Origin of the sequence: Streptomyces sp. NBC_01506, from assembly GCF_045040295.1 — a bacterium.
Taxonomy (GTDB): Bacteria; Actinomycetota; Actinomycetes; order Streptomycetales; family Streptomycetaceae; genus Streptomyces.
In genome coordinates this window covers 6,292,344-6,312,079 of the sequence record NZ_CP109422.1, presented here as the reverse complement: position 1 = coordinate 6,312,079, position 19,736 = coordinate 6,292,344, and the positions used below count along the sequence as shown (strand labels likewise).

16 protein-coding genes and 1 tRNA gene are annotated in these 19,736 nt (G+C 68.6%); 8 read left to right on the top strand and 9 right to left on the bottom strand.

The genetic code is table 11. The features are described from left to right. Positions 1–99 precede the first annotated feature (99 nt). The 5 genes from ehuB to OG329_RS28040 all read left to right on the top strand — a co-directional run bounded on the left by ehuB (position 100) and on the right by OG329_RS28040 (position 4,322). A complete protein-coding gene (gene ehuB / locus OG329_RS28060) occupies positions 100–1,041 on the top strand; it encodes an ectoine/hydroxyectoine ABC transporter substrate-binding protein EhuB (protein ID WP_405799093.1) in 942 nt (313 codons plus the stop codon). Next, positions 1,038–1,823 carry an ectoine/hydroxyectoine ABC transporter permease subunit EhuC gene (gene ehuC / locus OG329_RS28055; RefSeq protein ID WP_405799092.1) on the top strand — a complete coding sequence of 262 codons (786 nt, stop codon included), beginning with the start codon at positions 1,038–1,040 and terminating at the stop codon, positions 1,821–1,823. The genes ehuB and ehuC overlap by 4 nt, the downstream gene beginning before the upstream one ends. Continuing rightward, the gene (ehuD, locus tag OG329_RS28050) at positions 1,823–2,473 is read left to right on the top strand and encodes an ectoine/hydroxyectoine ABC transporter permease subunit EhuD (protein ID WP_405799090.1); all 651 of its coding nucleotides are present in this window, start codon (positions 1,823–1,825) and stop codon (positions 2,471–2,473) included. The genes ehuC and ehuD overlap by 1 nt, the downstream gene beginning before the upstream one ends. Beyond that, a complete protein-coding gene (gene ehuA, locus OG329_RS28045) occupies positions 2,463–3,296 on the top strand; it encodes an ectoine/hydroxyectoine ABC transporter ATP-binding protein EhuA (RefSeq protein WP_405799088.1) in 834 nt (277 codons plus the stop codon). Before ehuD ends, ehuA begins: the two co-directional genes overlap by 11 nt. Before the next feature lie 267 nt (positions 3,297–3,563). Further along, on the top strand, positions 3,564–4,322 hold the full coding sequence (locus OG329_RS28040) for an IclR family transcriptional regulator (RefSeq protein ID WP_405799086.1): 759 nt from the start codon (positions 3,564–3,566) through the stop codon (positions 4,320–4,322). Positions 4,323–4,524: 202 nt separating this feature from the next. Here the strand turns inward: OG329_RS28040 and OG329_RS28035 are convergent, their stop codons facing one another. From OG329_RS28035 to OG329_RS28025, 3 genes are all read right to left on the bottom strand, one after another. Continuing rightward, positions 4,525–5,118, bottom strand: coding sequence for a lytic polysaccharide monooxygenase (locus tag OG329_RS28035; RefSeq protein WP_405799084.1), 594 nt, complete (start codon positions 5,116–5,118; stop codon positions 4,525–4,527). 150 nt (positions 5,119–5,268) lie between these two features. After that, positions 5,269–7,461: an SPFH domain-containing protein gene (locus OG329_RS28030; protein WP_405799082.1), complete on the bottom strand. Its 2,193-nt coding sequence runs from the start codon at positions 7,459–7,461 to the stop codon at positions 5,269–5,271. 21 nt (positions 7,462–7,482) lie between these two features. Beyond that, positions 7,483–8,796 carry a peptidoglycan-binding protein gene (locus tag OG329_RS28025; protein ID WP_405799080.1) on the bottom strand — a complete coding sequence of 438 codons (1,314 nt, stop codon included), beginning with the start codon at positions 8,794–8,796 and terminating at the stop codon, positions 7,483–7,485. Positions 8,797–8,977: 181 nt separating this feature from the next. On the opposite strand from OG329_RS28025, the gene OG329_RS28020 reads away from it, so the two are divergent. From OG329_RS28020 to OG329_RS28010, 3 genes are all read left to right on the top strand, one after another. Further along, positions 8,978–9,051: transfer RNA gene (locus tag OG329_RS28020), tRNA-Lys, on the top strand. 495 nt (positions 9,052–9,546) lie between these two features. Further along, positions 9,547–11,475: a glycosyltransferase family 2 protein gene (locus OG329_RS28015; protein ID WP_405799078.1), complete on the top strand. Its 1,929-nt coding sequence runs from the start codon at positions 9,547–9,549 to the stop codon at positions 11,473–11,475. Beyond that, positions 11,472–13,424, top strand: a complete 1,953-nt coding sequence (locus tag OG329_RS28010; RefSeq protein ID WP_405799076.1) for a galactose oxidase-like domain-containing protein — start codon at positions 11,472–11,474, stop codon at positions 13,422–13,424. Before OG329_RS28015 ends, OG329_RS28010 begins: the two co-directional genes overlap by 4 nt. Before the next feature lie 97 nt (positions 13,425–13,521). On the opposite strand, the gene OG329_RS28005 is transcribed toward OG329_RS28010, so the two are convergent. The 6 genes from OG329_RS28005 to OG329_RS27980 form a co-directional block, all read right to left on the bottom strand. Beyond that, positions 13,522–14,544, bottom strand: coding sequence for a glycoside hydrolase family 6 protein (locus tag OG329_RS28005; RefSeq protein WP_405799074.1), 1,023 nt, complete (start codon positions 14,542–14,544; stop codon positions 13,522–13,524). Positions 14,545–14,747: 203 nt separating this feature from the next. Continuing rightward, a complete protein-coding gene (locus OG329_RS28000) occupies positions 14,748–15,458 on the bottom strand; it encodes a class F sortase (RefSeq protein ID WP_405799072.1) in 711 nt (236 codons plus the stop codon). A 19-nt stretch (positions 15,459–15,477) separates the two neighbouring features. After that, positions 15,478–16,308: a hypothetical protein gene (locus OG329_RS27995; RefSeq protein WP_405799070.1), complete on the bottom strand. Its 831-nt coding sequence runs from the start codon at positions 16,306–16,308 to the stop codon at positions 15,478–15,480. A gap of 113 nt (positions 16,309–16,421) precedes the next feature. After that, the gene (locus tag OG329_RS27990) at positions 16,422–17,201 is read right to left on the bottom strand and encodes an HAD-IIA family hydrolase (protein ID WP_405799069.1); all 780 of its coding nucleotides are present in this window, start codon (positions 17,199–17,201) and stop codon (positions 16,422–16,424) included. Positions 17,202–17,332: 131 nt separating this feature from the next. Further along, positions 17,333–18,430, bottom strand: coding sequence for a 2-aminoethylphosphonate ABC transporter substrate-binding protein (locus tag OG329_RS27985; RefSeq protein WP_405799067.1), 1,098 nt, complete (start codon positions 18,428–18,430; stop codon positions 17,333–17,335). A gap of 260 nt (positions 18,431–18,690) precedes the next feature. Beyond that, a complete protein-coding gene (locus OG329_RS27980) occupies positions 18,691–19,656 on the bottom strand; it encodes a hypothetical protein (protein WP_405799065.1) in 966 nt (321 codons plus the stop codon). Positions 19,657–19,736 lie beyond the last annotated feature (80 nt).

The following is a 19,736-nucleotide window of genomic DNA, read 5'->3' as shown; positions in this document are numbered from 1 at the left end:
ATCCACCCTTCCCGTCAGTTCGGTACAGCGGACAACGATAGGCATATCGGTCCGAAAATAATCCGCATACCCTCGGTCGATCCGGGTAGCCGCGCGCCTATGGCTCCACTACAGCGGAACACCATACGAAGCACAGGAATCGCGGAGAACACAAGAACCGGGCTCCGGCGCCGTTCGCTGCTCGCGGGTGCCGCGGCACTCGGTGTCGCGGGGGCGGTCGGGGCAACCAGCGGATGCAGCCGCGTGGCCACCGCCGACACCGGGGACGGGGGGACCCTCCTGGATCAGTTGCGCGCCAAGGGGACCGTACGCCTCGGGCTGGCCGGCGAGCAGCCGTACAGCTACATCGGCAAGGACGGTGAGATGACGGGCTCGGCCCCGGCCATCGCGACCCGCATCTTCAAGGAGTTGGGGGTGGACAACGTCCAGCCCTTCGCCACCGAGTTCGGCTCGCTGATCACCGGACTCAACTCGCTCCAATTCGACGTGGTCGCCGCCGGGATGTACATCAACCCCGAACGCTGCGAACAGGTCATCTTCGCCGATCCCGAATACCAGATGCTCGACGCGTTCATCGTGCGGAAGGGGAATCCGAAGAATCTCCACACGTACAAGGACATAGCCGACGCGGGCGCCAAGATGGCGACGGGCGTCGGCTACGCGGAGATCGGTTACGCGGAGGAGGCCGGGGTCAAGAGCATCACGACCCTGCCCGACCAACTGGCCGGGCTGCTCGCCGTCGAACAGGGCCGCGTCGACGTCTTCGCCGGCACGGCGGTCACGGTGTTCAACGTCATCGAGGAGACCGAGAGCACCAAGGCCGAGGCCACCAAGGAGGTCACCCCGATCGTCGACGGCAAGCCTGTCATCGACGTCGGCGGCTTCGCCTTCCGCTCACCGGAGACCAACCTCCGCGACTCCTTCAACCGCGAGCTGCACAAGCTCAAGCAGAGCGGTGAACTGCTGGAGATCATGCGGCCCTTCGGCTTCACGAAGGACCAGATGACGACCATCACCGCGAAGGAGAAGTGCGCGCCATGAGTGAGATGACCTGGGGCCTGTGGAAACTCCTCCTGGAAGGCGTATGGATCACCGTCCAGTTGACGGTCTTCAGCGCCGCGCTGGCCGCCGTCGTCGCGCTGGTGGTCGGCCTCGCCCGCGCCCACCGGCTGTGGATCGTGCGGTTCATATCCGGCGCCTATTTCGAGATCTTCCGCGGCACGTCCGCGCTCATCCTGATGTTCTGGATCTTCTTCGTGCTCCCGCTGGGCTTCGGCTGGCAGTTGGTCCCGATGTGGGCGGCGACGCTGGCGCTCGGGCTCACCTACGGGGCGTACGGCTCCGAGGTCGTCCGGGGCGCGGTGCAGGCCGTGGCCCCCGCCCAGCGCGAGGCGGGGATCGCGCTGAGCTTCACGCCCGCCCAGCAGTTGCGGAAGATCATCCTGCCGCAGGCGTGGCCGGAGATGATCCCGCCGTTCAACAACCTGCTGATCGAGCTGCTCAAGGGCACGGCACTGGTCTCCGTCATGGGCGTGGCCGACATCGCCTTCGGTGCGTCGCTGGTGCGCAACGCGACGGGTGAGAGCGCGCCCGTCTACACGGTCATCCTGCTGATGTATTTCGTGCTCGCCTTCGTGCTCACGCGCGGTATGCGCGCCCTCGAACGACAGGCCAAGGCCGGAATCGGGCAGCGCCCGGAGAAGAAGCGGGGCATCGGGCCCAGGTTCGGCATCGGGCGCGATGCCGGTATCCCCCGCCAGGACGCCGTCACGGCGAACACCGCGAACACCGCGAACGCCGCGAGCACGGGAGGTGAGCGCTGATGAGCTGGAACTGGTCCGCGGTCGGCGACTTCATGCCGATGTTCTGGGACGGCCTGCTCGTCACGCTCCAGGCGCTGGTCCTGGGCGCGCTGCTCGCCTTCGCGCTCGGTCTCGTGTGGGCGATGGCCCAGCGATCGAGCCTGGCGGTGGTGCGCTGGCCGGTGAACGTCATCACCGAGTTCGTCCGCAACACCCCGCTGCTCGTGCAGTTGTTCTTCCTCTACTACGTGCTCCCCGAGTGGGGTATCACGCTCAGCGCCATGGTGACCGGTGTCGTCGGCCTGGGCCTGCACTACTCGACGTACACCGCCGAGGTCTACCGGGCCGGTATCGACGGCGTCCCGGCCGGCCAGTGGGAGGCGGCCAAGGCGCTCAGCCTGCCGAGGTCCCGCACCTGGGGTGCGGTGATCCTCCCGCAGGCGATCCGCCGCGTCGTGCCCGCGCTGGGCAACTACGTCATCGCGATGCTGAAGGACACTCCGATGCTGTTCGTCATCGGAGTGCTGGAAATGCTCGGCGAGGCACGGCAGTTCGCCTCCGAGACCTTCCTGACGGTCGAGGTCTTCACCGTCGTCGGTGTGGCCTTCATCGTCATCTCCTATCCGGCATCCCTTCTCATGCGAGCATTGGAGCGTCGCCTTGTCCGCTGACAGCACTCACAGCACTCCCCCCGACACCTCGAAGGAAACGGCCAATCCGGCCACCGACGGCAGCGAGCTGATCCGCTTCGACAAGGTCACCAAGCGCTTCGGGTCCCACACGGTCCTGGACTCGCTCGACTTCACGGTCAACTCCGGCAAACACGTGACGCTGATAGGTGCCTCGGGATCGGGCAAGACGACGATCCTCAGACTCCTGATGACGCTGATCAAACCGGAGGAGGGCACCATCAAGGTGGCCGGTGACTACCTCACGCACCAGGAGAAGGACGGCAAGCTCGTCCCCGCCGGCGAGAACCATGTCCGTGAGGTGCGCAAGAAGATAGGCATGGTGTTCCAGCAGTTCAATCTGTTCCCGAACATGAAGGTGCTGCGCAACGTCACCGAGGCGCCGGTGCATGTGCTCGGTCTGTCCCAGGACGAGGCCGACGAGCGGGCGCGCGGTCTGCTCGATCTGGTGGGGCTCGGGGACCGCTGCGACGCGTATCCGAGCCAGCTATCGGGCGGGCAGCAGCAGCGGGTGGCCATCGCGCGGGCGCTGGCGATGCGCCCGCAGGTCCTGCTGCTGGACGAGGTGACCTCCGCGCTCGACCCGGAGCTGGTCGCGGGCGTCCTCGACGTACTGAGGGACATCGCCCGCACGACGGACATCACGATGCTCTGCGTGACGCACGAGATGAACTTCGCGCGCGACATCTCCGACGACGTACTGATGTTCGACGCCGGGCGGGTCATCGAGTCGGGGCCGCCGGAGAAGATCTTCAGCGATCCGGAGCAGGAGCGCACCAGGGAGTTCCTGAGCGCCGTCCTCTAGGCGTGCGCCCGGCGCGTCAAGGGGGCGCCCGCCTCGCGGAATTCGGCGGAACCCGGTCCGGTCGAGCGGACCGGGTTCCGCCGTTCCATGGGCCGGCCGCCGGGGAGTTCACCGGCAAGGTTGTGACTCTGGCATATGCCAGCACGATACGCCCCAGATGAGGCCGGTGCGTGTAGTCGTCATTCTGGTCAACAGCCGCCCCGGAAACGGCTCTTGACGGCTATCGTGGTAGGGAAGCTTGCGGTCACAACCTGGTAGGGGGAAACCGTGGCGCTGAAGCCAGAGCCGACCGCGCCGTTCCACTCGGTGCAATATGTCCTGCGCGTCCTCGAGTCGGTCTCCAAGCACACCGGCGGCGTCACCGACGTCCAGATCGCCCGCGAGACGGGCCTGCCGACCGGCCATCTCGCCTCGATGCTGGCGATGTTGCGCCGCGAGGGCTATGTGGAGCAGATCGCGGACGGCGCGTATGTCATAGGCGACTCGCTGGTCCTGCTCGGCACCGGCACCACCCGCGAGGAGGCCCTGGCGGCCAAGCTCCAGGACACACTCACCGAGCTGCGCGACTCGGTCGGCGCGGCGGTCTACATCAGCCGGTACGTCGACGGCGAGGTCAAGATCACGCAGTACGCGGACGGGCCGGACGCGCCCGCGGTGAACGAGTGGGTGGACTTCCGCTCGGCGGCGCACGCGAGCGCCGTCGGCAAGTGCCTGCTCACCCAGCTCGACCAGAACAGCCGCCGGGACCATCTCTCCCGGCACAAGATCGCACGCCTCACCTCACGGACCATCACCAGCGAGCGGCTGCTGTTCTCCAAGCTGGACAGCCAGCCGCCCACGGTCCCGATCCTGGATCTCCAGGAGTACGCGGTGGGCACGGTCTGCGCGGCGGTGCCGCTGACGGCCGGTTCGGCGGTCGGCTGTCTGGCCCTGTCGATGCCGATCGAGCACGCGCACCGGCTGCGCTCGGCGGCCGACACCCTCAACCGGGGCGCTGCGCCGATGGCGCTCTCGCTGGCCATCTGACCGGCCGGGCCCGCGCGTCGGGGCCCGGAAAGCCCAAGACCGGGCCGTGGTAAGCGGGTTGCGGCACACACCCCGCGTACGACGGCCCGGTCCGGTCAGCGATGAATCAGACCCTCGCCGGTCACATGCTGATGAAACTGGGACGGAACGGATCGATCGAACTGCGACCGATCAGACTGCGACCCGGACAGACTTCGACCGGTCAGAACTTGACGTCCGAGCAGGCGTAGAACGCGTTGGGGGTGTCCGCGACGTTCCAGACGGCCAGAACGATGTGCTTGCCCGTCTTCCCGGCGGGCATCGAGCCCTGGTGGACGAGCGTGGCCGGCGGCTGCTTGTTGCCGTACGGCACGGTCATGAACGGCTGCGGGTCGAGGGCCGCGCGGGTGAGCGGCTTGGTCGAGTCCCATCCGTTCTTGGTGATGTAGTAGTGGAAGTCGGACGTGGAGTGCCGGGCGGTGAACTGCCAGCGGAAGCTGTATGCCTGCCCGGCGGTGACGTTGGTGGCGGGCCAGTTGCCGCCACGCGGGTCGTCGAGCTGAGCGAACCCGCCGTTGCCACCCGCGCAGATCTTTCCGTCCGCGGGACCCGCGGCCGGGAAGCCCTTGAGCCCCTCGACACTCTGCGGCTCCCACTGGATGCCACCGCATCCGGTGACGGTGCCGTTCTGGCACAGCTTCTGCCGGCTGATCGGTGAGTCGGTGTAGCCGTGGCTGTTCGCGCTTCCGGTGGCGAGCAGGGACACACCTGCCACCGCGAGACCGAGTACGGCGGCGCTGATTCTCTTCTTTCGCATGCTCTCGCTCCAGGGACCGTGGGGAGTTCGGGCGGGGATTCCTGACTGCGCAATCAGGTCTAGACCAAGTCCCACAGTATTGACGGAAGTTGACCGTGTCCATATCAACGACCAAGAAAGGTCCAGACCAATCAAACGCGAGTGGAACCGTCAGTTCCCCTCGTTCAGACCGTGTCTGCCGGTGTAGAACGCGACGGTCAGGTCCTTCACCAGGGCCTTGCGCTCGTAGTCGTCCAGCTCCACGAGCCCCCGCGACGTCAGCCGGTGCACGGTGTCGTCCACCGCGTCGACCACCGACGTCAGCACGGTGTCCCGGTGCCTGGCGTCGATCGCCGCGATCCGGCTGCGCTGCATCGCCGCCGAGATCTCCGGCGCGTACTCGATCCGCGTCGGCTGCGCCGAGAAGACGTCGAGCCCGACGGGCCGGCACTCGGCCGACAGCATCCGGGTCAGCGCCTCACCGACGACCTCGGCGTTACGCAGCGTCGGCGCGGCCTCGTGGAAGGCGTCGGCGGGCAGTTGGGAGAGCACCCGGGCCATCGCCGCCTCGACCTGCTCGCGCAGATACTCCTCGTGGTCGCGCACCCCGAGCGCCGCCCGGACGGTGTCCCTGACCCGCCAGACCACCAGGACGACGACCCGCAGCGCCGTACCGTTCGCGTCGACGGCGGGCATCGGCTCGCTGCGCCAGTGCCGCAGCCGTACGTCCACACGCCGGCGCAGCAGGAGCGGGCTCACCCACAGAAGTCCCGTACGGCGCACGCTCCCCCGGTACTCACCGAAGAGTGTCAGCACCCAGGCGTGCCCGACCCGGCCACGGCCGAGCCCGCCGAAGGCGAAGAGTGTGAGCGTCACGGCGGCGGTGAGCAGCGCCCACATGCCGATACCGATGCCGCTGTACGGATTCGAGTCCAGCCCGAACATCTCCGTCAGCGTCTCGGGCACGGCCCCGACCCACCAGAGCACCACCAGACACGCGAACAGCCCGCCGACACCGACGAGCGCCGCCGTCCAGCCGGGCAGCGTCGGACCGGGCCGCTCGACCAGCTTCGTATCGACGGGCGTCGCGGGCCGCGAGACCGATGCGGGGGCGAGCACGACCGGCGCGCGCCGGGCCCTCGGGCGCGCGGCCACCACCGGGCCGGTGGTCTCGTCGTCGCGGAAGAGGAGATGGACGGGAATCTCGTGGGTGGCCTCGCCGACGATGAGCGGGCTGCTCCACCGGTGGCTGTCGAAGGTGAGGGCGGCCCGCGTGGGCACGGCGTCCCCGGAACCGGCGCGCACGGAGACGTTCCACACGGGGGCGGGGATGCCACTCGGCGCGGTGTCCGTTGCCGGTGCGTCGTGGCTGGTCACGGTCGTGTCCGTGGCCGTGGTCGCGACCACGGCCACGTCGTGGACGCGCGGGTCGTTCTCGGCCGGTTCGGCCGGTTCGGTGCCCGGGGCCGACGGACCGTCAACGGCCTCGGCGGCCGGCTCCGTGACACCCCTCGTGAGCAACGCCCAGGACTCACCGCGCGAATGCGGTACGTCGGCGGCCTCGGGCACCGGTTCCGGCTCACCATGCGCGCCGCCCCCGGTCCGGACGGACTCCAGGACATCACCCGCCGGTTCCCGCTCGGGGCGGGTCTGCGGGCCGGCGTACGTGGTCGAGACCGCTGCGGTCTCCGACGCCGCCCCGGCCTCCGGCTCCACGACAGGCTCGCGCCCGGCGTACCCGGCCGGCGCCGAAGCGCCCGTCCCGGTCCGTACCGCCTCCAGCGCCTCGCCCGGCTCGGCCCCGGCGTACGCGGCCGGCTTCGCCGTGCCGGTCCCGGCCGGTACCGACTCCCGCACGTCACCCGCCGCCGACCCCGGCTCGGCGCGAGCCGTGACCACCGGCGCGGACTCCAACTCCCGCTCCGGGCGGGTCTGCGGGTCTACGTCCCCGGACTTGAGCAGCGCGGCACCCGTCGCCACCGGCAGCTCCACCGAGACCAACTCCGGCTCCGACGCCCACTCCACCACGTCGGCGGCCTCGGGCACCGGCCCGCCGTAGCAAGCCTCCGGCCCTGGCCCGAAGGCGGGCTCGGGCTCCTCCTCGTGCACCGGCTCGAGCTCGGACTCGGGCGCGGGCGGTGGCTCCTTCAGCAGGCGTACGTTCTGGTGCCAGCCGGCCTCGTTCCAGCCTGGCGGCTCGGCCGGCCGGGGCTCCGCCGGGACCTCGGGCCCGGTGGACGCGCCCGGACCCGCCGGATCCGCCGGTCCTCGTGCCGTCAGCGCGTTACGCGCCGCCGCCCGGAGCGCCGGCGCGCCTCGCAGCATCTGCCCGTCGCCGTTCGGTTGCGATGTCTGTGTGGTCATCCTTGCCTCCGTCGTCATGCGTCATGCGAAGAGTCGTCGCCAAGTCTCGGGGCCCGGGTACCCGTCGGCCGCGCTGCCGCGCCAGCCCTGCGCCCGTTGGAAGGCTTCGACGTTGCGCCGGTCGGCCTCGCCCCACCTCGGGCCGGGGCCCGAGACGTAGTGGCGGCCGTAGCCGCGCTTCACCAGCCGCTCGCCGAGTTGGGTGACGTACGTACTGGAGCGGCCCGGCCGGAACCGGTCCGCGCCGGGGAACGCCGGCCGCGCGCCCGTACCGCCGGGGCCGGCCGCGCCCGCCTTCGGGATGTCCTTGCCACGCCCCTCCACGAGGTACCGCCAGGTGTCCGGCCCCGGCAGCCCGTCCGCCTCCGCGCCCCGCCAGCCCTGCGCCCGCTGGAACGCCTCCGTGGCACGCCGGTCGGCCTCGCTCCAACGAGGTCCGGGACCCACCTCGTAGAAGCGCCCGGCGCCCCGGCCGACGAGCATGACGCCGAGCCGGGTCACGTGCGCGCTGTCGGCGCCGGGCCCGAAGGACTTCGCACCGGGGAAGGCCACCGACGCCGGTGTGCCCGTCGGACCGCCGGCGGTGCCGCCGGTCACGCCGTTGTAGCGGTACGCCACGTAATTCGCTGAATTGTTCCAGTAGGCCATCGGCGTGGACTGCGTACGCGCGTTCGGCTTCGTCTGCTCGTACGCGAGGTAGTAGGTGTGCGTGTAGTCCGTCCAGCCGCCGAAGATCGTCACGTGTGACCCCTTGGTGGGGTCTGACGGGTTGTGGAACAGCAGGATGTCGCCGGGCTGGAGGTCGCCCCTGTCGATACGGGTGCCGAAGCGGGACAGGGTTCCCGTCCACTCGTTGCCGTCCAGGTTCCAGGCCATCGAGACATAGCCCGAGCAGTCCTGGCGGTAGCCGTCGGACCAGTACTCCGTCATGGAGTAGGGGACCTTCGCGCCCACCCACCGCTTGGCGCGGTTGATGATGTCGGCGCGGCTGGTCCTGCGCAGCGTGTCGACGGAGTGGTTCGGCGACGGTCCCGCCGACGGGGGCCCGTACAGCGGGCCGCTCTCGCCCTGCGGGGTCGCCGGATCCGGTTCGGCCACCGACGCGGTCCCGCCCGCCGTCGTATCCGCGTCGGCCTCCCCCGCCCCCGCACCGCTGACGCCGAGGGCGACGCCGGCCGCGGTGACGAGGACCAGGGCGCGGCGCGCGCCGTGTGCGGCGGGGTGGCCGCCGGCGCGCAGGGACAGACCCCGGGCCAGTCGGCGGCGCTGCTCGGCGCATCCGTCACAGGGACAGTCGCAAGCGGGTTCGTACTCCTCGAAGACCGGTGCGGTCATGCGATCCCCTCCACACTCGACAAGATGCTGTGCGGTGTTGCACGCGCGTCGGACGTCAACGATCATGACTAATCACATTTTGACGGATCAAAGGTAAAAAACGACCATCCGACAGGCCACATCACTCATCAAATGGTTGGGAGCACTCCGGAGCGTCGGGTAGAGTTCTCCAGGTCAGCAGGCGCCGCTAGCTCAGTTGGTTAGAGCAGCTGACTCTTAATCAGCGGGTCCGGGGTTCGAGTCCCTGGCGGCGCACGCACGGCTGAGGCCCCTTCGCATCACGCGAGGGGGCCTTGCTCGTTCCCCGGCATCACCGCGCGGGAGCGGGAGACCTTCGCGGCAACTTCACAGTACGGCCACAGCTCGACCTCCGACGGACCCCCCAATGGGGGCATATGACACGCAAGTAGTATCTTTCACTCTTGCGATCATGACGGGGGTCGTAGAACCTATCCTGAAGCCGACGAGTCCAACGAAGCACGCGTTTCTTGCAGTTGGGGCAGCAGAATAATTTGCTCCGGTTTGCATAGTGATCGGGGTGGGGGTCCCGTTCATGGGCTGATGTCGCGAACGGCATCATGCAACCGGAAGGTCCCGATGTGTGTCTGTACTGACGGCGGGGCGCGACCGGGCGGGCCATCACCGGGCGGCCCGCCACCGACACGTCCGGGACGGGTGGTCTGCGGGGGCCCTCTCCGGACGAACCGACCGACCAATCACGCAGCCGGTCTGCGTGCGGGGGGATGACTGATGACGTCGACGCCGAACGGCGAGCGGCCGAACAACGACGCGTCCCGGACCACTCAGCTCCGGGTTCCCCCGCAACTCAGGAGAGCCCGGCCGCGGCCCAGGCACGACAAGAACGAACTGCCCAAGTACGACTACGAGCACTACAGCCGGCTCGCGGGCCCGCTCACCCAGCCGGACCCGGACAAGCCGTACAAGGTGCAGTACCGCTCGCTGCTCTCGCAGGAGCCGCACCGGATCCGCGCCGCCCTGCTGCTCGGCGCCGCCCCGCTGCTGTCGCTCGGTCTCTTCGCCTGGCTGATGCAGCCTCAGCACTGGACCGAGCGCGACCCGAATCTGAAGAACGACACGCTGCTCGTCCTCGACATCGTGATGCTCGTCTCGATCGGACTGATCGAGCTGTTCCGCACGATGAACGTGCTGTCCAACGCGCACGCGACGCTGGTGGCACGTGACCCCGTCCCCGTCGTACCCGCGAACGGCACCCGCGTCGCCTTCCTCACCTCCTTCGTACCGGGCAAAGAGCCCCTGGAAATGGTGACGAAGACGCTGGAGGCCGCGGTGAAGATCCGGCACCGGGGGCTGATGCACGTCTGGCTCCTCGACGAGGGCGACGACCCCGCCGTCAAGGAGGTCTGCGCCCGGCTCGGTGTGCACCACTTCTCCCGCAAGGGCGTGGCGAAGTGGAACCAGGCGAAGGGCGCGCACCGCGCGAAGACCAAGCACGGCAACTACAACGCCTGGCTCGACGCGCACGGCGACGACTACGACTTCTTCGCGTCCGTCGACACCGACCACATCCCGATGGCCAACTACCTGGAGCGGATGCTCGGTTACTTCCGTGACCCGGACGTCGGCTTCGTCATCGGCCCGCAGGTGTACGGCAACTACGACACGTTCGTCACGAAGGCGGCCGAGTCGCAGCAGTTCCTCTTCCACGCCCTGATCCAGCGCGCGGGCAACCGCTACGGCTCGCCCATGTTCGTCGGCACGAGCAACGCCGTACGGATCTCGGCGCTCAAACAGATCGGCGGGCTGTACGACTCGATCACCGAGGACATGGCGACCGGCTTCGAGATGCACCGCGCCAAGAACCCGCAGACGGGCAACAAGTGGCGTTCCGTGTACACCCCGGACGTGCTCGCCGTCGGCGAGGGCCCGACCGCCTGGACGGACTTCTTCACCCAGCAGTTGCGCTGGTCGCGGGGCACGTACGAGACGATCCTCAAGCAGTACTGGCGGGGCTTCACCACACTGCCGCCCGGCAAGCTGTTCAACTACACGATGATGATCATCTTCTACCCGATGTCGGCGCTCAACTGGATCCTGGCGGCGCTGAGTTGTGCGCTGTTCCTGGGCATGGGCGCCTCGGGTGTGCAGATCGACCCGGCGATCTGGATGATGCTGTACGGCAACGCCTCGGCCCTCCAGATCGGTCTGTACATCTGGAACCGGCGGCACAACGTCTCGCCGCACGAGCCCGAGGGGTCCGGCGGGCTCGCCGGCATGGCGATGTCCGCGCTCTCGGCGCCGATCTACGCGCGCTCGCTGCTGGATGCCGTACTGCGCCGCAAGAGCGGCTTCGTGGTGACGCCCAAGGGTGACTCGTCCAGCCCGGACACGCTGTTCGGGACGTTCCGGATCCATCTGTTCTTCATTCTCGTCTTCGCCGGATCGCTGGGCTCGTCCTTCTACTTCGGGCACGACCATCCCGCGATGATCACCTGGGCGTCGCTGGCGCTGCTGATCACGGCGTCACCGATCATCGTCTGGCGGCTGGGCATGCGCGCGGAGAAAAAGAAGAAGCGCCATCAGCCGGGGCCGCCGACGCAGCCGAACTCGCGGCCCGCGCCACAGCAGGCGCCACAACCGACGCCCCCCGGGGCCCTCGACCAGACCATACAGATTTCCCTTGGGGGACCTAAGCAATGAGTGCGCTTCCCGTCCGGCCGAATCACCGCAAGAACCGCGCCCGTCGGATGGCGATAGGCGCGGCGGTGATCGTCGTGGTGGCCGGGATGAACGGGCCGGCGATGTGGCGGTTCGGTTCGGAGCAGTACCACGAATACAAGATCAACCGGCCCGAGTACAAGGCCGAGAACGGCCACTGGGGCTTTCTCGACATCCCGTCGAAATTCAAGATCAATTCGATTCACGCGGCACTGCTGCACACCGGCAAAGTGCTGCTGATAGCCGGGTCGGGCAACAACCAGAAGAACTTCGACGCGAACAAGTTCGAGTCGGTCCTGTGGGATCCGGCGACCAACGACTTCAAGATGATCCCGACGCCCAAGGACATGTTCTGCGCCGGGCACACCCAACTGCCCGACGGCAATCTGCTGGTGGCGGGCGGTACGAAGCGGTACGAGAAGCTGAAGGGTGACACCACCAAGGCCGGCGGCCTGATGGTGGTCCACAACGAGGACCCCGACAAGCCCATGACACTTCCGGCGGGCACGATGTTCACCGGCAAGGAGAACGGCAAGACCTTCGAGTCCAAGGACCCGGTCCTGGTCGAGAAGGCGGAGAAGATATTCGACCCGGTGACCGGGGCCTTCCTGCGGACCGAGCCGGGTCTGGGCCGTATCTACGTCGAGGCCAAGGAGTCCGGGAAGAAGTACGAGACCGGCACCGAGGACAACTACCGGGTGCAGGGCATGAAGGGCGCCGACGCCCGTAATGTCTACGGCATCGCGCAGAAGCTCGCGCTCGACAAGAAGGATTTCCAAGGCATCAAGGACGCCTTCGAATTCGACCCGGTCGCCGAGAAGTACATCAAAGTGGACCCGATGAACGAGGCCCGCTGGTATCCGACACTCACGACGCTGGAAGACGGCAAGGTGCTCGCGCTGTCGGGCCTCGACGAGATCGGGCAGATCGTCCCCGGCAAGGACGAGATCTACGATCCCGAGACCAAGGAGTGGGAGTACACGGGGATCATCAGGAAGTTCCCCACCTACCCGGCGATCTTCCTGATGGACAACGGCAAGCTGTTCTACAGCGGTTCCAACGCCGGATACGGCCCCGCCGACGTCGGCCGCCGGCCCGGCGTCTGGGACCTGGACACCAACAAGTTCGACAAGATCCCCGGTCTGAGCGACGCGGACACGATGGAGACGTCGGCGACCGTCATGCTGCCGCCCGCGCAGGACCAGAAGTTCATGGTCATCGGCGGCGGTGGCGTGGGCGAGTCCGAGAAGTCCAGCGAGAAGTCCCGGCTGGTCGATCTCAAGGACGACAACCCGGAGTTCAAGGACGGCGCGGCGCTCGACAAGGGCACCCGCTACCCCAGCGCGTCACTGCTGCCGGACGATTCGGTGCTGGTCACGGGCGGCGCCGAGGACTACCGGGGACGGGGCGGCTCCAACATCCTCGAAGCGCGGATGTACGACGCCAAGGCCGACGAGTACAAGCGCGTCGCCGATCCCGAGGTCGGCCGCAACTACCACTCGGGCTCGCTGCTGCTGCCCGACGGCCGCGTCATGATCTTCGGCTCCGACTCGCTCTACGCCGACAAGGCCAACACCAAGCCGGGCGTCTTCGAGCAGCGGATCGAGATCTACACCCCGCCGTATCTCTACCGGGACTCCAAGCCGGCGCTGAGCGACGGACCGAAGAAGATCGAGCGCGGCGAGTCCGGGGTCTTCAAGACCAAGGACGCCGCGTCGCTCACGTCCGCGAAGCTCATGCGGCCGAGCGCCGTCACCCATGTCACGGACGTCGAACAGCGGTCGATCGCGCTGGACATGGAGAAGACGGCGGACGGGATCGAGGTGACGGTGCCGGACAACCAGGCGCTGGTGCCGGCGGGTTGGTACATGCTCTTCGTGACGGACGACAAGGGGACGCCGTCCGAGGGTGTGTGGGTCGAGGTGCCGTAGGCCCGTATACCCGTATGTACGTGACTGAACGCGCAGGCCCCGGAGCGGAAGCAGCCCCGGGGCCTGTTCGTTCTGCCGTACGTACTGCGTGGCGTCTCTACTTGGCGTTGCGCGCCAGCTCCAACGCGTACTGCGGATACCAGTCGCCGGCCTTGGGTCCGCCCTTGCAGTCGCCGTCCGACTCCCCCGGGCGCTTGACCCACAGATACGCCTTCACCAGCGGGTCGCCGGTCTTCGTGGTCGGCGGCTCGCCGAGCGCGCGGCCCGGCGGGTTGCACCAGTTCTCGCTGGGATCGCCCGCCGTGTAGGGGCCGTTGCCGTTGCGGCTGGTGTCGATCACGAACGGCTTGTTCCCGACCTTCGCCGACAGCTTCTTGCCGAACTCCTGACTCACCTCGGTCGGGAAGAAGTTGGAGACATTGACCGAGAAGCCGTCCGCCTTGTCGATGCCCGCCCACTGGAGCGGTTCGAACAGCGAGTCGGGCGACTGCCAGCCGGCGTTGCCCGCGTCCAGGTAGACCGTGGTGGCCGGCTGCTGCTTGAGCCGTTCGACGGCCCCCTTCAGCAGGTCGTACCGCTCCTCGTGGAACTCCTCGGGCGTACACCCGTCCACCAGGTGCAGCAGCGCGTCCGGCTCCAGGACGACCGTGGCCCGGCGGTCGCCGATGCCCTTGGCGACCTTGTCGACCCACTCGCGGTACGCGTCGCCGTCCGCGGCGCCGCCCTTGGAGAACTGGCCGCAGTCGCGGTGCGGGACGTTGTAGAGGACCAGCAGGGCGTCCCGGTCGGCCTTGGTGGCGGCTTCCGTGTAACCGCGGGCCTCCGCCTCGGGGTTGTCCGGGCCGATCCACTCGCCCACGGGCTGCGAGGAGATCTTCTTGATCAGTTCGGCGTTCTTGTCGTCGCCGTCCTTCGTGTACTCGGCGACCTGCTTGGCCGCGTTTCCGTCGGGGTTGACCCAGTACGGATCGGTCGCCTTGGGCTGCTGGCTCGAGGCGGCGGCGTTCTTCTCGCCCTTGTCCTCGCCGTCGGAGGAACAGCCCGCGACGAGCAGAACCGCCCCCGCGGTCGCCGCGCATGCCGTCACTCGTAGGTTGCGACCGGAATTACTGCCGTACATCCACTCCCCCTCGGTGCCTGTTCGTCGGAGCCGCCCCCCAGGCGCCCCGTTCCTGCCCTGCCTGCTGTCTTCCTGTCTGACTGCCTGCCCGGACAAGACGGTCGAATCCATCCTGGCACACGGCCCGGAGCCGTAACGCCGCCCGCTCGCCTTCGTGTACGAGCTGTGACAGCGGGGCTCCCGGGACGCCCGGGAGAGCGGGATCAGCCATCGTGATGCGCCTCTCGCACATCGGTGAGGTACGCCGAGACCACCACGTTCGCCGTGTACGTACCGCTCTCGCGGTCGAAGGTCCCGCCGCAGGTGATCAGGCGCAGCTCGGCGCGGTCCGGCTCGTGGGAGCCGTACACCTTCCGCGCGTCGAACTTCTCCCGCGAATAGACCTTCACGTCGTCGATGGTGAACTCGGCGACCGAGTCGTCCGCTCTGGTCACCCGGACCTTCTCGCCGGGCCGGGCGGCGCTCAGCCCGTAGAAGACGGCCGGTTCGGTCTGGGTGTCGACGTGGCCGACGAGGAGCGCGGTGCCGGTGGCGCCGGGCCGGGCGCCGCTGTCGTACCAGCCGACCGTGCCCGGTTCTTCGTACGGCGGCGGCTCGACCGCCCCCGTGACGTCGAGGCCGCGGGAGACGATGGGCGCCTTTATCCCCACGGAGGGGACCTCGACGCGGCGCGGATCGGCGGGCTCCAGCGGGTCGCGGGCCGCAGGGCGTTCCTCGACCGGGCGGCCCACGGCGGCGATGTCGCCGGTCATGGGCCCGGAGGTGCCGACGACGCCGTCGTGGCCCCAGGCCCAGAGGCCGAGCAGCAGGAGGGCGAAGAGGATGCCGGTGAGGAGCCGGCCGGCTCCGGTGTGGTGGTGGGTGCCGGTCTTCGTACTGGTACTGGTACTGGTTCTGGTTCTGGTGGTCGACATCTCAGCCATGCCAGCCGTCTCAGTCGGAGTCCCGCGCGGCGGAACGCCTCCGGCGCGCGCTGCGGAAGGCCACGGCCACGGCGGCGACACCGGCGAGGACGAGACCGATCACGGTGTGCGGGGTGCTGGGGCCCGCCTCGTCGGCGGCGGCGGTGCTGGTCGTCCTGCCGCCACCCCCGGCCCGCACGGGCGCGACGGGCGACGCCTGGCTCGCGCTCGGGCTGGCGTGGGCCTGGGGCCGGGGCTGGGAGGACGGCGGCGGTGTCGGCCGGCCGGTCCGGGCGGGCTTCGGCTCGGATTCGGGCTTGGGCTCGGATTCGGGCTCGGATTTGGGCTTGGGCTCGGATTTGGGCTTGGGCTCGGACTCCGGCTTCGCGGAGGCCGTGGCGGAGGTCTTCGGCTGCGGCTTGGGCTTGGGCTTCGTGGAGGGCTTCTCCGAAGCCTCCGTCGGCTGGGGCTTCGGCTTCGGCTTCGGCTTCGGGTCGTGATCCACCTCGAAGACAGTCGCGCCCCGATGGTCGTGCCCGTCGCACCAGACGTCGACCTTGTACTTGCCGTCCTTGGCCGACGACTTGACCTTCGCCTCGCCGTTCAGCGCCTTGCGGTCACCGCCCCGGCCGGCCGCGAGTTCCGAGTCGGCGACGAAGACGTCCGACCGCGCCGCCGCCGCGCGGAGGTTCTTACAGCCCGTGACCTTGATCTTCACCTCACCGCCGGGGCGGACGGGCGCCGGCGTGACCTTCACCTTCACGGAGTCGTGGGCGTCGGCGGCGGTGGTACCGAGGACCGGGACCGCCACCATGGCGGCGACCAGCCCTGCGGCACGGAGAGCGAGCAAGCCTGAACGCATCGTGAACCTCCTGATGAGGGAAGCCTCACGCGTCCAGCCCGATCCCGCATCCGCAGCGGACCCGAAAATGCCCCGTACGCGGCTGTGACCAGCGAGTATTCAGTCAGATCCGGTCAGACCAGATCGACCAGATCGGCGATCGAGTCGACGATCGTGGAGGGCCGGAACGGATAGCGGTCGACATCGGCCGGCTTGGTCAGTCCGGTCAGCACCAGGAAGGTCTCCATCCCGGCCTCAAGACCGGCCAGGACATCGGTGTCCATCCGGTCGCCGATCATCGCGCTGGTCTCGGAGTGCGCCCCGATGGCGTTCAGCCCGGTGCGCATCATCAGCGGGTTCGGCTTGCCCGCGAAGTACGGGTCCTTCCCGGTCGCCTTGGTGATCAGCGCGGCGACGGAGCCGGCGGCGGGCAGCGGCCCCTCGGCCGAAGGGCCCGTCTCGTCGGGGTTGGTGCAGATGAAGCGGGCGCCGTCGTTGATCAGCCGGATCGCCTTGGTGAGTGATTCGAAGCTGTACGTGCGCGTCTCACCGAGCACCACATAGTCCGGGTCGTGGTCGGTGAGGATGTAGCCGATGTCGTGCAGCGCGGTCGTGAGGCCGGCCTCGCCGATGACGTACGCCGTGCCGCCGGGGCGCTGGACGTCCAGGAACTTGGCGGTCGCCAGCGCCGAGGTCCAGATGTTGTCCACGGGCACGGCGAGACCCATCCGGGACAGCCGGGCCTGGAGGTCGCGCGGGGTGTAGATGGAGTTGTTGGTGAGGACGAGGAAGGGCTTGCCGGAGTCCCGCAGCCGCTTGATGAAGGCTTCGGCGCCGGGGATGGGGGTGCCTTCGTGGACGAGGACACCGTCCATGTCGGTGAGCCAGGATTCGATCGGCTTGCGCTCTGACATGTGACGGACTCCTGCCGTACGCAGTGTGCTGGTGGCGCCGCGGGCACTGCTCCGTGCCGCTCGGCGACCCCAGCCTAATCAGGTACTGATGATGGTGGCTCCCGGGAGGCGGGGCCGGGGTGGGACGGGCGTCAGTTGCCGGTGGCGGACTTCCAGCCGTCGACGTAGCCGTCGAGGCTGGGCTCGATCTTCTGCCAGTTGGGCTCGAACAGCGTGACGCCGTCGATCAGCTTTTCCAGTTCGATGGCGTTCTCGTCGGTGGGCTTGACGTCCGTACGGGCGGGGAAGCCGCCGCCGATGCCGCTGACCTGCTTCTGTGCCTTCTCGGTCAGCATGTAGTCGAGCAGCTTCTTGCCGTTCGCGCTGTGCGGGGCGCCCTCCATGAGGCCGGCCCCGTAGTACATGGCGAACGTGGTCGGCTCGCCGCCCTCCTTCGCCGGGAACCAGATCGCGATGTTCGACAGGGTCTTGGACTGCTCGAAGTTGGTCTGTACGTCGCCGTTCGCGACAAGGATCTCGCCCTTGTCGACCTTGGGCGCGAGCTTGAAGGTGGAGGGGGTGGGGCCGACGTTGTTGTCTTCGAGCTTCCGCAGATACTCCAGCGCGGGCTTCTCGCCGCCGAAGTCGTTCATGGCCTTGATGAGGAGGCCCGTACCGTCGCCCGCGACTCCGGGGGTCGAGTACTGGATCTTGTCCTTGTACTTGGCGTCCAGCAACTCTTCCCAGGTGGCCGGAGGGTCCGTCAGTTCCTTCTTGTTGTATATGAAGCCGAAGTAGTTGTTGACGACCGACGTCCATCTGTTGTCGACGGACTTCCACGAACCGTGCACCCGGTCCGCGCCCTTGGGGTCGTACGACGCCAACAGCCCCTTCCGCTCCGCCTGTTGGATGTACGGCGGCAGGGCGACTATGAGATCGGCGCGGGTGTCGTCCTTCTCGCGGACCGCCCGGTCCACCATCTCGCCCGAACCGCCCTCCTCGTACATCACCTTGATGCCGGTCTCGTCCTCGAAATCGGCGAAGACCTTGTCGTACCAGCCGTCGAAGTCGACCCCCTTGAGCCCGTCGGCGCTGTAGACGGTGACGATCCTCTCCCCGGAGTCGCCCGAGCCGCCGCCGCACCCGGCGAGCGAGGCGGTCAGGACGAGGCTGCCGGCGACGGCCGTGAGCGGGGTGCGACAGGATCGAGTGGTGCGGGAGTTGGGGGAGTTGGGGACGTTGCGGGGCATGACGGCTCGTATCTCCTAGCGGGAGGTGGCTCGGGGCGGCGCCGGGCGGTGTCCCGTACCTCTGTACACCGACACGCCGCTCACCACCCGTAGATCGCACAGGGACCCGCGGAAATGGCGAAATCGAGGACCACGCACGCGACTTCGTGGGTCACGGGGATGGTCGGACTCCAGAATCGCTTCGTTCAGGCCCAGGACGAGCACGAGAGTACCGCTCCGTGCGCGCCCTGGCAGCGGCCGTGCCAGGAATCGAGACTGGGTCAGTGACGGCGGCGCAGACGGCGGACGCCGACGATCAGGGCGACGCCGGAGAGGACGAGCACTCCGGCGGCGATCGCGGGGCCGGTGAAGGAGCCGGAGCCGGTGTCGGCGAGCGCGCCGATGCCGAGGGGAGGCGAAGAGTCTTTGTGGCCTTGGGAGTTGGGGGACGTGCCGGGGGTGGGGTCCCGGGTGGGGTCGGGGGTACGGGGGCGGTCGCCGGTGCCGGGGGCGGTGCCCGAGTCGGGGTCGGGGGCGGGGTCCCGATTGGCGTCGGGGGCCGTGTCGGGGTCCGTTCGCGCTTCCGCGCCGCGTACCGAGAAGCGGTAGTCGTTCGACTCGCCCACCCAGTCGCCGTCACCGCCCCGCCGCTGCACCGTCGCCGCGTTCGCCACGACCTTGTTCGTGTCGGCCGCGGCCGTGAAGGCGAGCCTCGCGCGCACGGTGACGGTCTGCCGGCCCGGAACGGCGAAGCCGGGGAAGCCGCCTTCGAGGACGGCGATCGTCTCGTCCTCGTCCGACTTCTCCAGGGACATGGCCCGCCAGCGTCCCTTGTCGTCGGTGAGCTGGAGCCGGACCTGGGCCGCGGTGAGGGACCGGTGCCGGTCGCTGAGAACGATGACCGGGTGGATGTTGTGGCACGCCTCGTCGGTGCTGTTGGTGAGATCGATGGACCAGGTCGCCGGCGGACCGCCGGGGCGGTACTCGTCCGGGCCGCCGTGGATACGCGTATCGATGGGGAAGTCCGGGTCGGACGGCTTGCCACAGCTCGGCTGCCGGTCGGCCCCGGGCCCCGAACCGGGCCCGTCGCCCGCGTCCGCGTCCACCTCCGAGACGACGGCGACAGCGGTCGTCACGGGCAGCACGGTGGGCACGATCGTGCCCACCGTGATGCCCACTGCTCCGATGGCTCCGGAGATTCCGTGGATTCCGGTGGCGAGGACGGGGCGCAGTCGCATGGATCGCATGGGGGGGGTGCCTTTGCTGATCGCGAAGCGGTCGGGCATGGGGGACGGCCCCGACGCTGCCATGGGCCGGTCACGTGCCC

Bases quoted from the DNA above. Each gene is read 5' to 3' on its own strand.
- OG329_RS27980 (WP_405799065.1), bottom strand. From the start codon at position 19,656: ATGCGATCCATGCGACTGCGCCCCGTCCTCGCCACCGGAATCCACGGA.
- ehuB (WP_405799093.1), top strand. From the start codon at position 100: ATGGCTCCACTACAGCGGAACACCATACGAAGCACAGGAATCGCGGAG.
- OG329_RS27995 (WP_405799070.1), bottom strand. From the start codon at position 16,308: ATGCGTTCAGGCTTGCTCGCTCTCCGTGCCGCAGGGCTGGTCGCCGCC.
- OG329_RS28005 (WP_405799074.1), bottom strand. From the start codon at position 14,544: ATGTACGGCAGTAATTCCGGTCGCAACCTACGAGTGACGGCATGCGCG.
- OG329_RS28030 (WP_405799082.1), bottom strand. From the start codon at position 7,461: ATGACCACACAGACATCGCAACCGAACGGCGACGGGCAGATGCTGCGA.
- OG329_RS28025 (WP_405799080.1), bottom strand. From the start codon at position 8,796: ATGACCGCACCGGTCTTCGAGGAGTACGAACCCGCTTGCGACTGTCCC.
- OG329_RS28015 (WP_405799078.1), top strand. From the start codon at position 9,547: ATGACGTCGACGCCGAACGGCGAGCGGCCGAACAACGACGCGTCCCGG.
- OG329_RS27985 (WP_405799067.1), bottom strand. From the start codon at position 18,430: ATGCCCCGCAACGTCCCCAACTCCCCCAACTCCCGCACCACTCGATCC.
- OG329_RS28035 (WP_405799084.1), bottom strand. From the start codon at position 5,118: ATGCGAAAGAAGAGAATCAGCGCCGCCGTACTCGGTCTCGCGGTGGCA.
- OG329_RS28010 (WP_405799076.1), top strand. From the start codon at position 11,472: ATGAGTGCGCTTCCCGTCCGGCCGAATCACCGCAAGAACCGCGCCCGT.
- ehuD (WP_405799090.1), top strand. From the start codon at position 1,823: ATGAGCTGGAACTGGTCCGCGGTCGGCGACTTCATGCCGATGTTCTGG.
- OG329_RS27990 (WP_405799069.1), bottom strand. From the start codon at position 17,201: ATGTCAGAGCGCAAGCCGATCGAATCCTGGCTCACCGACATGGACGGT.
- OG329_RS28000 (WP_405799072.1), bottom strand. From the start codon at position 15,458: ATGTCGACCACCAGAACCAGAACCAGTACCAGTACCAGTACGAAGACC.
- ehuC (WP_405799092.1), top strand. From the start codon at position 1,038: ATGAGTGAGATGACCTGGGGCCTGTGGAAACTCCTCCTGGAAGGCGTA.